The sequence below is a fragment of the Streptomyces sp. NPDC046465 genome (genome assembly GCF_040646035.1).
GTDB lineage: Bacteria > Actinomycetota > Actinomycetes > Streptomycetales > Streptomycetaceae > Streptomyces.
Genome location: NZ_JBEYZK010000016.1, coordinates 51,759 through 66,683 on the forward strand (window position 1 = coordinate 51,759; position 14,925 = coordinate 66,683).

Consider the following 14,925-nt stretch of genomic DNA (forward strand, 5'->3'; position numbering starts at 1 on the left):
GGCGGCACGGCCGCGGTGGAGCTGCTCGCGAGGGATATGGCACCGGCTCCTACGTCGAGAACCCGGCGGGGACGTGGACCCGGGCCGCTGTCTTCGAGGCGATCTCCGCGGCGGTGACGCCCGGCGCCGGTTCGATCAGTTCCAGGCCGTGCGCGGTCACTTCGAGGACACCGAGGTCGGTGATGATCCGGTCGACGCAGCCCCTGCCGGTCAGCGGCAGCGTGCACTCCTCAAGGATCTTCGGTGTGCCGTCCTTGGCGGTGTGCGTCATGACGACGACGACCGTCCGCGCGCCGTGCACGAGGTCCATCGCGCCGCCGATACCGGTGATCATCTTCCCGGGGACCGCCCAGTTGGCGAGGTCCCCGCGCGCGGAGACCTGCATGGCGCCCAGGACGGCGACGTCGATGTGACCGCCGCGGATCATCCCGAAGGAGAGTGCGGAGTCGAAGAAGGAGGCGCCGGGCAGCACGGTCACGGTCTCCTTGCCCGCGTTGATCAGGTCGGGGTCGACCTCCGACTCCGTGGGGTAGGGGCCGACTCCGAGGATGCCGTTCTCCGACTCCAGGACTACTTCGACGTCCGGTGGCAGGTGGTTGGGGATCAGGGTGGGCAGGCCGATGCCCAGGTTCACGTACTGGCCGTCGCGGAGTTCGCGTGCGGCGCGGGCGGCCATCTCCTCCCGGGTCCACGCCATCAGCCGTCCACCGCCCCCGACGCCGCGGGAACGGAGACGGTGCGCCGCTCGATGCCCTTGTCGGCTGCCTGCTCACGCGTGAGCACCACTACGCGCTGCACGAAGATGCCCGGCAGGTGCACCGCGTCCGGGTCGATCGCGCCGGGCTCCACCAGCTCCTCCACCTCGGCGACGGTCACGTGCCCGGCCATGGCGGCGAGCGGGTTGAAGTTGCGGGCGGACCTGCCGAACACGAGGTTGCCGTGCCGGTCGCCACGGGCCGCGCGCACCAGTGCGTAGTCGGTGCGGATGCCGTGCTCCAGGACGTACGGGACGCCGTCGAACTCCCGTACCTCCTTGGCCGGGGACGCGAGCGCGACGCCGCCCTCGCCGTCGTAGCGCCACGGCAGCCCGCCCTCGGCGACCTGCGTGCCCACCCCGGCAGGGGTGTAGAACGCCGGGATGCCCGTGCCGCCCGCCCGCAGCCGTTCGGCGAGCGTGCCCTGCGGGATCATCTCGACCTCCAGTTCACCGCCCAGGTACTGCCGCGCGAACTCCTTGTTGGCGCCGATGTACGAGCCGGTCACGCGGGCGATGCGGCCCGCCGCGAGCAGCACCGCGAGGCCCGAGTCCATGGCCCCGCAGTTGTTGGACACGACCTTCAGGTCCGAGACCCCGGACCGGTGCAGCGCGCGTATCAGCTCGTTCGGCACGCCGCTCAGGCCGAAACCGCCGACCGCAAGCGACGCCCCGTCCCGGACGTCGGCCACCGCGTCGGCAGCCGTGGCCACCACCTTGTCCATCCGCGCAACCCCCTCTCGTTCCGGCCAGTTGGTCAGCGCACGAGCAATTAGTCAGCGCACTGACTATTTCGGCGAGGATAGGAGCACGCCAACTCGCTGGCAAGACCCGTTCATTTGCAGGACGACGGCGAGTATTCTTTCGAGCACTGACAAAAATTTCTCTCGCCGCCAAGCAACGGAGGACCCCATGGCCGCGGTGGACCTGGCCACCCACCCCGGGCACCTGGCCCGGCGCCTGCAGCAGGCGCACCACCTGCTGTGGAACACGATGGTGTCCGAGGAGATCACTTCGCCCCAGTACGCCGTCCTCAACGCCCTGGTCGCCGAACCCGGCCTCGACCAGCGCACCGTGGGCGAGCGGGTGGGACTCGACCGGTCCACCATCGCCGAGGTCGTCGCCCGCCTTATCCGCCGCGGGCTGCTCGACAAGGTCCGCGATCCGGCGGACGGCCGCCGCTTCCTGCTGCGCCTCACCGACGAGGGCGGGCGCACCCATCGCAGGCTGACCGTGCGCACCGCCCGGATGAACCAGGTCCTCCTCGCGCCGCTCTCCGCCGAGGAGCGGTCCGTCTTCCTCGACCTGATCCAGCGGGTCGCGGACGCGGCGGAAGACCTCCGCAACCCCCGTCAGGCGGAGGTCCCGGCAGCCGCTGCCGGGGCCTCCGCCTGACGGGGCTCACGCCTTCGCGTACACGACCCACACCTGACCCTTCGCGAACGCCAGCGGATTGCCGTCGGCGGTCGTGAAGTCGGTGCCGTCCCCGGCCGACGGGCGCTTCCACCGCGCCTTGTACGCGCGCCCGTCCCGCAGCACGCTCGCGGAGCCCTCGCCGACCGTCTCGGTGAACGGCGATACGCTGCCCGCGCGGTCGTGGAAGCGGGACGGGCGCACCTTCACGTACTGCACGACGACCGTCGACGGGCCCAGCTCCTTGCCGGCGGACGTACGCGCCCGCCGCCCGTCCATCGTGACGCGCCAACGCCCCTCGTACTCCACCCAGTCGAAGGTGAAGCGCGCGGCGGGGAAGCGGACGGTCCGCCGGGTCTGCGGCGTGCCGCCCGCCGGGCGCGGCCCGAACCGGAAGCCGGTGCTCGCCAGGGCGCCCGCGCGCGGGTCCGCCTTGAGGGCGGCCGGGCGTACGAAGAGATTGTGCGGGGCGACCCGCCCGCCGCCCCGGTAGTAGGCGCCGCCGGGCGCCCTGCCGGGCGGCAGCGCCCGCACCGGCGCGCCCGCGATCAGCGGCAGGAGCTTGGACTGTGCCCCGGAGAACGCGAGCGCGGGCCGGTCGAACTGCCGCAGGAGTTCGAGATCCGTCTCGCGCGCGCTGCGCACGGGCCCGACGGCGGGCGGCAGCCGTGAGGCAAACACCGCCATCAGGCGGCTGAGGCCCGCCTCGACCTGCTCCACGTAGACGACATCCGCCGCGTCGAGGCCGGTCTGCGGGCGCGCCGCGCCCACGTTGTCGATCTTGACGGCGAGCACGCCGCCCCGCCCCGCTCCCGCCGGGGGATTCCCGTCCGCCCCGGAGGGCCCGATGGTGCAGCCGGACGCCAGGGCGGCGACCGCGATCGCCACCGCCGCCCCGGTCCGTGTACGCGTCCGCTGTCCCGTGCGCCGTTTCATGCGGGAGTCCTACCCCGAACGCGCCCGCTCGCAGTCCCGCTCTCAGCCCAGATCAAGGGCGTTGCGCAGACCGAGCCGGTAGCGGGTGCGGTCGTGGCGCTTGAGGATCTCGATCTCCGGGACGCGGTACAGCGGCGTCACCGTGCACCGCTTCTGGTCCGAACCCACCCGGTCGAGCAGGGCGTTGACCGCCTGTCGGGCCGCGGCGTTGGCGCCCTCCATCGTCGCGAGGTCGATGTCCACGGAGACGTAGTCGCCCGCGAGGAAGAGGTTCGGGACCTTCGTGGCGGCCGAGGGGCGGTTGTGGAACGTGCCCACGGGGTGGATCAGGAGCTGGTCCTCGTTGACCGGGTTCGGCGTGCCGAGGCCGGACACCCCCGGGTCGAGGAACCACGAGTGCAGCTTGCTGTCGCTCAGGACCGTCCTGCCGGTGTCGTTGAGGGCCGCCTTGAGCTGCGCCCACACCTCCTTGGCGACCTCCTCCCGGGTGCACTGCTTGGCCGTCTTGCCGTACAGGATTCCCGGCTTGTCCCATTCGGAGATGTCCACCGACAGACAGTCGACGGCCACGCCGTCGCCGTAGTCGGCGGGGAAGTCCCGCTCCGGCCAGTGCCCCGCCTGGGCGATGCCCGTCAGCGACCAGGGCGAGTCGATGAGGTTGAAGTGGCCCCGCACGACCGCCGGACGCTCCGTCAGATAGAACTGGATGCCCGTCATCCAGTCCGTCTCCAGCTTGTCGCAGCGCGCCAACTGCGGATCGGCCGCCTTCAATCGCGCGCTCCACGTCCGGCGCGCGTGCTCCACCGGCATGGCCTGGACGTAGTGGTCGGCGGTGACGTCACGCCGTACGCCGTCGGGATCCTCGACGACGGTCTTGGTGATGCGGCTGCCGTCGAACCCCAGCTCGCGCACGGTCCAGCCGATGCGGAACTCCACGCCGAGGGCCTTGAGGCGAGCCACCCACGGGTCGATCCACGCCTCGTTCGTCGGGGCGTTCAGGATCCGGTCGGGCGGGCCGTCCGCGCCCTGGCCGAGCGCGTTGAGGACGAAGGCCTCCCCGAGCGTGCCGACGGTACGGGTGCTGGCCTCCTCGGCCTTCGTCGCCACGATGTTGCGGGTGACGCCGATGACGAGGATGCGCTGGTAGTCCTTCGACATCCGCTCGGCCCGCGTGAACTCCCACCAGGGCATCGACTCCCAGTCGTCCTCGCGGCGCTCGTCGCAGCTGGTGAGGAAGACCAGGGCGCGGTTCACGAAGTACGCGGCCTCGTGCGCCGGAAGGTTGAACGCGGTGTCGAGCAGCGCGCCGAGCGCCCGCCGGATGTCGTCGAGGGTGAGCTTCTCCGGTGTGCCGCCCGGCCAGGGGATCGGCATCCGGATGTCCTCGCGGCCGGTGCGGGCGAACGACATCTCGCGCGGCGCGACCAGGTTGTCCCACACGCCGTTCGCGTTCCCGGGGAAGGGGATGCGGCGCATGGTGTCCGGGAGGTTGTGGTAGATGCCGGGGATGAAGCGGAAGCCGTGCTCGCCGGGCAGCGGTTTGCGGTTGCCCTTCGCGCTGTCCGGCACGTCCATGCTGCGCGCCTTGCCGCCGAGCGCCCGGCGTTCGTAGACGGTGACGGCGAAGCCCCGCTCGGCCAGCTCGTGGGCGGCGGTCAGCCCCGCGACACCGCCGCCGAGGACGGCCACGGACTGCCGCGCCCCGGGAGCTCCCGGTGCGGCCGCCGCGGGCAGCGCCCCCACGCCCACCCCAAGGGCGGCGGCCCCGCCGACCGCCGCGGCCCCCGCGACGAACCCCCGCCGCGTATGTCCCTCGGCACCGCTGTGCCCCATGCCCCGCCCCCATTACCGTCGGTAACTGACGTGTCAGGCGAGGGAGCTTACGGTCACGGCCGGTGGGGTGGAAGGTGCGCGGGAGCCTGATCGCACATTGGCGTGATTGCGGTGCTCGCTGCGGCCTCAGGGGTGCGTGCGCCGGTCAGCCGGCGGAGCCGAGCACATCCGCCAGGTCGTACCGCACCGGCTGCTCAAGTTGCGCGTACGTACAGCTCTCCGGGTCGCGGTCCGCGCGCCACCTGCGGAAGGCGGCCGTGTGGCGGAAGCGCCGCCCGCCCTCCATGTGGTCGTACGCCACCTCGCACACCCGCTCCGGGCGCAGCGGCACCCAGGAGAGGTCCTTCTTGCCCGACCAGCGGCTCGGGGCGCCGGGCAGCCGTGCCGTCTCGTGGGCCGCCTCGTCCGTCCAGGCCGCCCACGGGTGCCCGGCGGCGGCGTCCATCCGCAGTGGCTCCAGCTCATCGACGAGCTCGGCGCGGCGCTTCATCGAGAACGCCGCGCACACGCCCACGTGCTGCAGGGCGCCCGCGTCGTCGTAGAGACCGAGCAGCAGCGAGCCGACGACGGGGCCGCTCTTGTGGAAGCGGTAGCCCGCGACCACGCAGTCCGCCGTGCGCTCGTGCTTGATCTTGAACATCAGGCGTTCGTTCTGCCGGTACGCCAGGTCGAGCGGCTTCGCGATGACGCCGTCGAGGCCCGCCCCCTCGAACTGCTCGAACCAGCTCTGCGCCGTCTCGGGATCCGTGGTCGCGGGCGCCAGATGGACGGGCGGCGTGACGCCCGACAGCGCCTTCACCAGGAGGGCCCGCCGGTCGGTCAGGCCCACGTCGAGCAGCTGCTCGTCCGCGAGCGCGAGGAGGTCGAACGCCACGAACGACGCGGGCGTGCGTTCGGCCAGGAGGGTCACGCGGGAAGCGGCGGGGTGGATACGCTCAGTGAGCGCGTCGAAGTCCAGATGGCTGTCCCTGACGATCACGATCTCGCCGTCCACCACGCAGCGCTCCGGCAGGCGCTCCCGCAGGGCTGTCACCAGCTCGGGGAAGTAGCGGCTCAGGGGCTTCCCGGTGCGGCTGCCGATCTCGACCTCTTCGCCGTCCCTGAAGACGATCGCGCGGAACCCGTCCCACTTCGCCTCGTACTGCATGCCCGGCGGAATCTTCGCCACGGGCTTGGCGAGCATGGGCTTCACGGGCGGCATCACCGGCAGATCCATGGCTCAAACCTAAGAGGCGCACGGACAGCCCGCCCGTTCAGCCCGCCCGTTCAGGGCGCCTGTTCAGCCCGCCTGCTCAGGTCGCCTGTTCAGGCGGGGGACATCCGTCGCGTGATCCGGCCGAACAGGTCCGCCAGCGGCTCGCTGATGTCCTGACCGAACTCGGTGAGCCCGTAGGTGACCTGGGGCGGCGTCGTCGGCTCGACCTCGCGCCAGACCAGACCGTCCCGGACCAGCGCGCGCAGGGTCTGGGCGAGCATCTTCTCGCTGATGCCCCGGATGCTGTCGCGCAGTTCGAAGAACCGCAGGTTGTTGCTCTCCAGGGCGATCAGCACCCAGGTGCCCCACCTGCTGGTCACGTGGTCGATCACGTCGCGCGCGGGGCAGTCGGTGTGAAACACCTCATACCGCGCCTGCTCGTCGACCGGTGTGATCTGCGCGCCTTCAGCCATGTCAGGAGCTTACCCAAAGGTACGCGCTTACCAAGAGTGAGCTCCCCCTCCTAGCGTCACGTCCACACAGCACATCGGACACACAGCACATCGCACAAGGAGCAGCTCATGATCGTGGTGACCGGAGCAACCGGGAACATCGGCCGGCCGTTGACGCAGGCGCTGGTCGAAGCGGGCGAGGCGGTGACGACGGTGTCGCGGCACGCCGTGGCGGCGCCGGTCGGCGTGCGCCACCTGTCGGTCGACCTGGCCGAACCGGCCGGGCTCGAACCCGCGTTGGCCGGGGCGAAGGCGTTGTTCCTGCTGCTCTCCGGCGACCTGCACGCCATCGGGGCCACGCCGGCCGACATCATCGGCAGGGCCGAGGCCGCCGGGGTCCGCCGGGTCGTCCTGCTCTCCACGCTGGGCGTGACGAGCAGGCCCTTCGGTACGACGCGGATCGCGATGCGCGAACTGGAGGACGTGCTGAGGGCGTCCGGCCTCGACTGGGCCATCCTGCGGCCGGGTGGCTTCGCCTCCAACGCCCTGTGGTGGGCCGAGTCCGTCCGCGCGCACCAGGTCGTCGCCGCGCCCTTCGGTGACATCGGGGTGCCGGTCGTCGACCCGGCGGACATCGCCGAGGTCGCTGCCGCCTGCCTCCTTGAGGACCGGCACGCGGGCGGCGTATACGAACTGACGGGGCCTCAGGTAATCACGCCACGAGGCCAGACGGAGGCCATCGCCGCCGCGCTGGGCTCGCCCGTACGGTTTCACGAGCTCACCCGCGAGGAGGCCAAGGCCGCCATGGTGCAGACCATGCCGGCGGAGCTCGCCGACGACACCCTGGACATCCTCGGCGCCCCGAACGCGGCCGAGCTGCGCGTCAGCCCGGACGTGCGGCGGATTCTCGGCCGGGAGCCTCGTTCCTTCGCCGACTGGGCAGCCCGTAATGTCGCCGCGTTCCGCTGAGGGAGGTCGGCGCTGTGGTGACGGCCCACCCTCCCTATGGAACGTACGTTCGAGCACGTTCCGAAACGCTGCTTATCGCCCGGTGTGCGCTGGATGTCCGGCACGCTTAGCGTGGCTCGCATGGGTGCAGCCAACGGCAAGAGCGCGGCCGTGCAGATCGACACGGGGGAGCGGGAGGTGCGGCTCTCCAGCCCCGACCGGGTCGTCTTTCCCGAGCGGGGGTTCACCAAGCTGGACCTCGCCGAGTACTTCGTGGCCGTCGGCCCCGGCATCCTCCGGGCCCTCAGGAACCGCCCCACCACACTCCAGCGCTACCCGGACGGGGCGGCCGGTGAGTTCTTCTACCAGAAGCGCGTCCCGAAGAACCACCCCGACTGGATCCCCACCGCCACCATCTCCTTCCCCAGTGGCCGCACGGCCGACGAGATGTGCCCCACCGAGGTGGCCGCGGTCATCTGGGCCGCGCAGTACAACACCCTCACCTTCCACCCCTGGCCGGTGCGGGGTGACGACCTCGACCACCCCGACGAGCTCCGCATCGACCTCGATCCGCAGCCCGGCACGGACTACGCCGACGCGGTGCGGGCCGCCCACGAACTCCGCGACGTCCTGGCGGAGTTCGGGGGACTCGTGGGCTGGCCCAAGACCTCAGGGGGTCGCGGCCTGCACGTCTTCGTGCCCATCGAGCCGCGCTGGACCTTCACCCAGGTGCGGCGGGCCGCGATCGCCTGCGGGCGGGAGCTGGAGCGGCGGATGCCGGACGCGGTGACCACGGCGTGGTGGAAGGAGGAGCGGGGTTCCAAGATCTTCGTGGACTACAACCAGACCGCGAGGGACCGCACGATCGCCTCCGCCTACTCGGTACGGGCTCGCCCGCACGCCCCGGTATCGGCGCCGCTGCGCTGGGACGAAATCGACGACGCCGTACCGGAGGACTTCGACCTCGCCACGATGCCGGGCCGCTTCGCCGAGGTCGGTGACGTGCACGCGGCCATGGAGGACCGGGCGTACTCCCTGGAGGCGCTCCTCGAACTGGCCACCAAGGACGAGAAGGACCACGGGCTCGGTGACCTGCCGTATCCGCCGGAGTACCCCAAGATGCCGGGCGAGCCGAAGCGCGTCCAGCCGAGCCGCGCCAAGCACGAGGAGTAGCGCGGGAGCGCCCGCGCTGCTCCTCGCGCCGGACCGGACGGTACGGCGACGGCGCCTCCACCCCGTACGGGTGGAGGCGCCGCAGTGCTGGACGAAGCGCGGATCCCGGATGGCCCCGGAGGCCGGTTACAGCTCCTTGATCCGCACGTCTTACAGCTCCTTGATCCGCACGTCCCGGTACGAGATCACGTCAGTGACCCCGTGCACCTGGAGCCCGAGGTAGCCGGACGAGTACCGCCGCCCGTCCGTGCCCGGGTCGTCGCCGCGCGGCGGCGTGAAGGCCTGGCCGCCCGTGTTGTCGAACTCGTTGAGCAGGACACCGTTGCGGTAGACCGAGTAGTGCTGGTCCACCACCCGGATCTCGTAGTCGTTCCACGTGCCCTTCGGGGTGACGTGCGCGCCCGCGAGTCCCACCCGGTCGAAGCCGTAGATCGACCCGGTCTTGTACATGTCGCCGTCGGGCCTGTCGAGCGCCTGCACCTCGTGCCCGTACTTGATGGCGACCCACTCCGGACGCGACTCCTCCGGGTGGTTGTGGACCTGTGGGAAGCGTACGAACACACCGCCGTTGGCGTTGCCGTTGCCCGGCGCGTCGTCCCGCCACTGGAGCTTCAGCGAGAAGTCGCCGTACTTGCGCTGGGGGAACCAGAGCATGCCCATGCCCTCGACGGTGGTGCTGCTGGTGATCGAACCGTCGGGGTTCAGGCCGAACTTGCCGCCGCCGACCTGCTCCCACTTGTTCAGGGAGGCCTGGGTGCCGTCGAAGATCTTGCGGTAGCCGTCCGTCTGGCCGGGCTTGCCGATGCCGGACTGCTTGGCGGCCTTGTTGATCTTGCTGTACTCGCGCTGGTCGATCTCACCCGCCTTCAGGAGCTTGTCCGTCACGCCCTTGACGTGCTTCAGGAAGAGCGCGTGCGAGGTCCACTCCTTCTCGTCCTCGATCAACTCGCCCACACGGCACCGGTTGTTGGTGACGCGGTTCGGGATGCCCGTGTCGACCGTGCCCACGAAGACCGTCAACCGCTCGTCGTACTCGGGGCAGTTGGGAGCCGGGACTCCGCCGCCCTCGGTGACGGTGAACGACACGGTTCTGGCCGCTGCGGAGTTGCCCGCCTTGTCGCTCGCCCGGTAGGCCACGCTGTGCCGTCCCACGCGGTCGACGACGACCGGCGCCGCGTACGCGAGGTAGGGGCCGCCGTCCAGGGAGTACTCGACCTTGGCGACGCCCGACCCGGCGTCCGTGGCGCTGACCGTCACCTTCGCCTTTCCGAGGTAGGCGCCGTCCGAGTCCTTGTCGCCCTCGACCTTCGCCGACGTCTCCGGCGGCGTCCTGTCCTCGACGGGCGCCGTGACCACGGTGAACTCGACAGCCTTCTCGGCCGCCTGGTTGCCCGCCTTGTCGGCGGCGCGGTAGCGGACCTTGTGGGCGCCCGCCTCGTGGACCATGACCGGCGCGGTGTACGCGGTCCAGGCGCCGTCGCCGACCGCGTACTCGATTCTGTTGACGCCGGAGCCGGTGTCGGAGGCCGTCACCGTGACGGTCGCCATGCCGACGTACTGCCCCTGGTCGTTCTTGTCCCCGGTCACCGTGGCGGACGTCTCGGGCGGCGTTTTGTCGTCCGTCGGCGGCGCGACGACCTTGAAGTCCGCGGACTTCTCGGCCGACACGTTGCCCGCCTTGTCGGTGGCCCGGCAGCGGATCTTGTGCGTGCCGACCTGGTCGACGACGACCGGCGCGGTGTACGGCTGCCAGGCGCCGTCCGCCCCGACCGCGTACTCGACCGTGTCGACGCCGGACCCCTCGTCCGTCGCGGTCACCGCCACGGTGGCCGAACCGACGTACTCACCGGCGGAGTTGGTGGTCCCCTCGACCTTCGCCGAGGCCTGTGGCGCGGTGGTGTCCTGGCCGCCGCCCTCGGTCACCACCAGGATGCCCTGCATCGACCCGTGGCCCGGGATGGTGCAGTGGTAGCGGTAGCGGCCCGGGGTGAGCGTGACCTCGGCGGTGTGCTTGCCGCCCTGGTCGTCGTTGGGGTTGGCCAGGACGTTCAGCGTGACGTCGTTGTTGTACTCCGGGTCGGAGGTGTCGAACGTCAGCGTGTGCGGCATGCCCGTGGTGTTGCCGGTCGCCTCGCTGTTCTCGAAGACGATCGTCGTCGGCCCCGCCACCGCCGTGGTGGGCACCGACTTGTACTTGCTGATGTCGTTGTCGGCGGTCCAGGTGAGGGTCTGGGCCGCGGCGGGGCCGGTGTCGTCGGGGCGCGCCGCGGCCGTGGTCGAGGTCAGCCCGAGCACCATCAGGAGCGCCACGAAGAGCGCCGCGTACAGTCTTCGCCTTCCGCCGGTAGTACGTGGCGTACCGCCGGATCCGTTCCAGGACGCGCGCATCATCCCGCCTTCCTCGCCAGATCGTCGGCGGCCGGGGTCGCCGCGCCGCCCTTGTACGTCACGCGCCACAGCGCCGACTTGGCGTCCGAGGTGAAGAAGCCCCTGCCGTAGTCGAGGACGTACAGCGAGCCGTCCGGCGCGAACTTCCAGTCCATGAGGTTCTTGATGCCGTCATTGCCGATCGGGATGATCTTCTTCAGCGATTCGGCGTGCACGGGGAGGCCACCGCTGCCGACGGTCTTCGGGTCCATGAGCACCGCGTGCCGCGGCTGGTCGGCGTCGTAGAAGTCGCCCACGAACCACTTGCCGTCCCAGTACGAGGGCCACTTGTCGGCGCTCTCGCTCGCGGCGTCGTACCGGTAGACAGGGCCGTTCATGGTCGCCTGACCGCCGCCCTTGAGCCACGGCAGGAGAATCTTCTGCTCCGCCGTCTTGTAACTCGGGACGCCGTTGGCGTCGCGCGGGTAGTCGACGCCGCCGCCCTGCGGCGAGTACCAGATGTTGTTGGGCTCGGCCGGCGGGATGTTCACCAGGCCGTCGTTGTTGGGCGACTCGTTCTTGAGGTTCTTGCAGTCGTACCAGCCGAGCGGCTTCGTCGGGTCCGGCAGATTGCGGTCGCGGTAGGGCTGGTTGTTGCCCATGCAGTACGGCCAGCCGCGGTTGGAGGCGTGCGTGATCGCGGCGAACGTGTCGTACTTCGCCGGGCCCCACGTCGTCGACGGCGCGCCGGCGTCCGGGCCGACCCACCCCGCGTACAGGGTGTCCGTCTTCTTGTCGACGGAGATGCGCGCGGGGTTCCTGACGCCCATCACGTAGATCTCACCGCGCGTCTTGCCGCCGCCCTCGTCCTGCTCCTTGCCGGTGAAGAGGTTGCCCGAGGGGAGGGTGTACGTCCCGTCGTCCTCCGGGTGGATGCGCAGGATCTTTCCGTTGAGGTTGTTGGTGTTGCCCGCCGTGCGGCGCGCGTCCGCGAAGGAGACGCCCTTGAAGTTCGGCTGCGGGTTGTTGCCCGAGTAACCGTCGCTGAATCCGGAGGAGTTGTTGTCACCCGTCGCGATGTAGAGGTTGTTCTTGGAGTCCCAGGCCATCCCGCCGCCCGCATGGCAGCAACTGTGGATCTGCACGGGCCACTTGAGCAGCACCTTCTCGCTGCCCATGTCCAGTTTGTCCGTGCTCCGGTCGAGCGTGAAGCGCGAGACGTACCGCTCGGCCATGTGGGTCTCGCGGTTGATCTTCGAGTGGGGTGTGTAGTGCAGGTACACCCACCCGTTCCGCTCGAACTCCGGGTCGAGCTCGATGCCGAGGAGGCCCTCTTCGACCTTGATCAGCTCATCGCCGCCGCCCTTGTTGCCGAAGATGGTCAGCGCGCCCGCGAGCGTCGACTTCTTCGTCTTCGGGTCGTAGACGTGGATCTCGCCCGTGCCCTTGCCGACGTCCGGGTTGTTCCAGTCGGTGACGACCGGCCTGGACGAGTCGGCGCCGCCGCGGCCGATGTAGAGGACCTTGCCGTCGGGCGCGGTGACCAGGCCGTGAGGCTCGCCGATCTGGTCGTTCTTCCCCGGCTGGTTGGGCTGGGTGAGGCGCTCCGCCTTGTAGTTGGCGTTGATCGCGGCCTGGCAGTCGGCGCGTGCGAGGCGGGTGGTCCACAGCAGGGCGCCGCGCAGATGACCGCGGAAGTCGGCTTCGTCGTACGAGGCCACGGTGCCACCCATGCCCGTGTAGAAGGAGCGGCCGCCGTCGTAGTCGCGGCACCAGGACACCGGGTGGTCCGCGCCGTTCTTGCCGTCACCCGGCTGGTAGGTCGACTCCCGTACGCGGGCGACCGTGTGCACGTCGCCGGAGGGGTTCTTCGTCCAGTTCAGCCACTGGTCGGGGCGCTTCCACTGCAACGGGAGGCCCTGGGTGGCCGGATGGGATCGGTCCCCGACCTCGACGGTCGCCCGCTGGACGTTCGTCGGGCTGGAGTCCGCGGGCCGGGCTCCGACGAGTCCGGTGAACCAGTTCGAGTACGGTTCGGCACGGGCCGCGTCGTGGATGCCGAGGAAGCCGCCGCCGGCCTCCATATAGGCCTCGAGGCCCGCCTCCTGCTCGGGGTCGAGGATGTCGCCGCCGCCGGTCAGGAACGTGACGGCGTTGAACTTGCCGAGCTTGGCCGCGTTCGTGAACACGGCCGGGTCGTCCGTCGCCTCGATCGTGAACCGCTGGGCGGCCGGGCCGGATCGGCCGATCTTCTCGATGGCCTCGATACCGGCGTTGACGACGGGGGACTCGTCGCCGCCCGCCGCAGAGCCGTGGAAGACCAGGACCTTCACCTTGGCCCCGCCGGGCGGCGAGGGCAGAGACATCGTTGTCAGCGTCGGTTCCGGGTACGGCCGCGCGGACGCGGCCTGTGTCGAGAGAGCCCCGGTGACCAGGGCTCCGGACAGCAGCGCGGCGGCCCAGGCCCGGCGCGAGCGTCTCGATATCGGTCGTGTTCTGCTCAACCCTTGTACTGCCAAGGGCCTTTGATGCGGTGTGCGCCGCATGAGTACACCCACCCCTCGTCGGTCACAGCAACAGCGCCGACGAAGCTAGACCTCTTTTCGCGACTCGCCAATAGGTATCACCGCGATAGCACCAACTTTGTCCTGCGTGTGGATAAACAAAGATCTGGCCGATACCGTGTGGCCGTCCCGCGGGGCTCTCGACGCCCCGTCAGTCTCGGTACCGCAATGGGGGGTTCGTCATGGCTCGACGGAACTTGGACAGGCGGAGTTTCAACCGGCGGATGCTCGTGGGCGGCGCGGCGGCGGCAGCGGGGGTGACATCGTTGTCGGTCGCGGGCGCGCCGGACGCGAGCACGGCCGAGGCGCCGCGGACCGCGCCCGCGGGCGGCGAGGTCAAGCGCATCAAGCTGTACGCGGAGAAGCTCCCGGACGGGCAGATGGGGTACGGCCTGGAGAAGGGGAAGGCATCCATACCGGGGCCGCTCATCGAGCTGAACGAGGGCGACACCCTGCACATCGAGTTCGAGAACACCATGGACGTGGACGCCAGCCTGCATGTCCACGGCATGGACTACGAGATCTCCAGTGACGGCACCCGGCACACCAAGAGCCACGTCGAGCCGGGCGGCAAGCGCACGTACACCTGGCGCACGCACGCCCCGGGCCGCCGCAAGGACGGCACCTGGCGCCCCGGCACGGCGGGCTACTGGCACTACCACGACCACGTGGTCGGCACCGATCACGGCACCGGCGGGGTACGCAAGGGCCTCTACGGGCCGCTGATCGTGCGCCGCAAGGGCGACCTGCTGCCGGACAAGACCGTCACGATCGTCTTCAACGACATGACGGTCAACAACAAGGCGGGCCACGACACTCCCACCTTCGAGGCCACGGTGGGCGACCGGGTCGAGTTCGTCTCGATCACGCACGGCGAGTACTACCACACGTTCCACGTGCACGGTCATCGCTGGGCGGACAACCGCACGGGCCTGCTCACCGGCCCCGACGACCCGAGCCAGATCCTCGACGACAAGATCACTGGTCCGGGCGACTCCTTCGGCTTCCAGGTCATCGCGGGGGAGGGCGTGGGGGCCGGAGCCTGGATGTACCACTGCCATGTGCAGAGCCATTCGGACATGGGCATGGCCGGGCTGTTCCTGGTGAAGAAGGCGGACGGCACGATCCCGGACTACGAGCCACACCACGCGGCTGCGTCGAAGAAGGGATCGAAGGCGGAATCGAAGCCGGAGTCGGAATCGAAGGCTTCGTCGAGGGACGGCGCGGGGGAGCACGAGCACCACTAGATGGGGCAGCGCTCCTCATGGAGGGGTCCGGTGCATGCTGGAG

12 protein-coding genes are annotated in these 14,925 nt (G+C 70.3%); 4 read left to right on the forward strand and 8 right to left on the reverse strand.

Annotated elements, in window-relative coordinates:
* Positions 1-49: 49 nt before the first annotated feature.
* Entirely contained in the window at positions 50-697 is a 648-nt protein-coding gene (locus tag ABZ953_RS24780; protein ID WP_361727448.1) for a CoA transferase subunit B, read from the reverse strand.
* The gene (locus ABZ953_RS24785; protein WP_361727449.1) at positions 697-1,479 is read right to left on the reverse strand and encodes a CoA transferase subunit A; all 783 of its coding nucleotides are present in this window, start codon (positions 1,477-1,479) and stop codon (positions 697-699) included. Before ABZ953_RS24785 ends, ABZ953_RS24780 begins: the two co-directional genes overlap by 1 nt.
* Before the next feature lie 187 nt (positions 1,480-1,666).
* Between ABZ953_RS24785 and ABZ953_RS24790 the strand changes: the two genes are divergently transcribed.
* Entirely contained in the window at positions 1,667-2,149 is a 483-nt protein-coding gene (locus ABZ953_RS24790; RefSeq protein ID WP_361727451.1) for a MarR family transcriptional regulator, read from the forward strand.
* 6 nt (positions 2,150-2,155) lie between these two features.
* Here the strand turns inward: ABZ953_RS24790 and ABZ953_RS24795 are convergent, their stop codons facing one another.
* From ABZ953_RS24795 to ABZ953_RS24810, 4 genes are all read right to left on the reverse strand, one after another.
* Complete coding sequence (locus tag ABZ953_RS24795) at positions 2,156-3,103, reverse strand: DUF3048 domain-containing protein (RefSeq protein WP_361727453.1); 948 nt, start codon at positions 3,101-3,103, stop codon at positions 2,156-2,158.
* 42 nt (positions 3,104-3,145) lie between these two features.
* Positions 3,146-4,936, reverse strand: coding sequence for an FAD-dependent oxidoreductase (locus ABZ953_RS24800; protein WP_361727455.1), 1,791 nt, complete (start codon positions 4,934-4,936; stop codon positions 3,146-3,148).
* Positions 4,937-5,081: 145 nt separating this feature from the next.
* Positions 5,082-6,152, reverse strand: a complete 1,071-nt coding sequence (locus ABZ953_RS24805) for an ATP-dependent DNA ligase (protein WP_361727457.1) — start codon at positions 6,150-6,152, stop codon at positions 5,082-5,084.
* Positions 6,153-6,241: 89 nt separating this feature from the next.
* Positions 6,242-6,604: a helix-turn-helix domain-containing protein gene (locus tag ABZ953_RS24810; protein ID WP_361727459.1), complete on the reverse strand. Its 363-nt coding sequence runs from the start codon at positions 6,602-6,604 to the stop codon at positions 6,242-6,244.
* Positions 6,605-6,712: 108 nt separating this feature from the next.
* Here ABZ953_RS24810 and ABZ953_RS24815 point away from each other — a divergent pair, with 108 nt between their 5' ends.
* Positions 6,713-7,552: an NAD(P)H-binding protein gene (locus ABZ953_RS24815; RefSeq protein WP_361727461.1), complete on the forward strand. Its 840-nt coding sequence runs from the start codon at positions 6,713-6,715 to the stop codon at positions 7,550-7,552.
* Positions 7,553-7,672: 120 nt separating this feature from the next.
* A complete protein-coding gene (gene ligD / locus ABZ953_RS24820) occupies positions 7,673-8,704 on the forward strand; it encodes a non-homologous end-joining DNA ligase (protein WP_361727463.1) in 1,032 nt (343 codons plus the stop codon).
* Positions 8,705-8,854: 150 nt separating this feature from the next.
* Here the strand turns inward: ligD and ABZ953_RS24825 are convergent, their stop codons facing one another.
* Positions 8,855-11,002 (reverse strand): family 16 glycoside hydrolase, encoded by a 2,148-nt coding sequence (locus tag ABZ953_RS24825; RefSeq protein ID WP_361727747.1) that lies wholly within the window; start codon positions 11,000-11,002, stop codon positions 8,855-8,857.
* Positions 11,003-11,091: 89 nt separating this feature from the next.
* A complete protein-coding gene (locus ABZ953_RS24830) occupies positions 11,092-13,617 on the reverse strand; it encodes a ThuA domain-containing protein (protein WP_361727465.1) in 2,526 nt (841 codons plus the stop codon).
* 215 nt (positions 13,618-13,832) lie between these two features.
* Here ABZ953_RS24830 and ABZ953_RS24835 point away from each other — a divergent pair, with 215 nt between their 5' ends.
* Entirely contained in the window at positions 13,833-14,882 is a 1,050-nt protein-coding gene (locus ABZ953_RS24835; RefSeq protein WP_361727749.1) for a multicopper oxidase domain-containing protein, read from the forward strand.
* Positions 14,883-14,925 lie beyond the last annotated feature (43 nt).

What these genes read in the sequence shown, in the direction of transcription:
- ABZ953_RS24780 (WP_361727448.1), bottom strand. Translation starts at nt 697, where the DNA reads ATGGCGTGGACCCGGGAGGAGATGGCCGCCCGCGCCGCACGCGAACTC.
- ABZ953_RS24785 (WP_361727449.1), bottom strand. Translation starts at nt 1,479, where the DNA reads ATGGACAAGGTGGTGGCCACGGCTGCCGACGCGGTGGCCGACGTCCGG.
- ABZ953_RS24790 (WP_361727451.1), top strand. Translation starts at nt 1,667, where the DNA reads ATGGCCGCGGTGGACCTGGCCACCCACCCCGGGCACCTGGCCCGGCGC.
- ABZ953_RS24795 (WP_361727453.1), bottom strand. Translation starts at nt 3,103, where the DNA reads ATGAAACGGCGCACGGGACAGCGGACGCGTACACGGACCGGGGCGGCG.
- ABZ953_RS24800 (WP_361727455.1), bottom strand. Translation starts at nt 4,936, where the DNA reads ATGGGGCACAGCGGTGCCGAGGGACATACGCGGCGGGGGTTCGTCGCG.
- ABZ953_RS24805 (WP_361727457.1), bottom strand. Translation starts at nt 6,152, where the DNA reads ATGGATCTGCCGGTGATGCCGCCCGTGAAGCCCATGCTCGCCAAGCCC.
- ABZ953_RS24810 (WP_361727459.1), bottom strand. Translation starts at nt 6,604, where the DNA reads ATGGCTGAAGGCGCGCAGATCACACCGGTCGACGAGCAGGCGCGGTAT.
- ABZ953_RS24815 (WP_361727461.1), top strand. Translation starts at nt 6,713, where the DNA reads ATGATCGTGGTGACCGGAGCAACCGGGAACATCGGCCGGCCGTTGACG.
- ligD (WP_361727463.1), top strand. Translation starts at nt 7,673, where the DNA reads ATGGGTGCAGCCAACGGCAAGAGCGCGGCCGTGCAGATCGACACGGGG.
- ABZ953_RS24825 (WP_361727747.1), bottom strand. Translation starts at nt 11,002, where the DNA reads ATGGTGCTCGGGCTGACCTCGACCACGGCCGCGGCGCGCCCCGACGAC.
- ABZ953_RS24830 (WP_361727465.1), bottom strand. Translation starts at nt 13,617, where the DNA reads ATGCGGCGCACACCGCATCAAAGGCCCTTGGCAGTACAAGGGTTGAGC.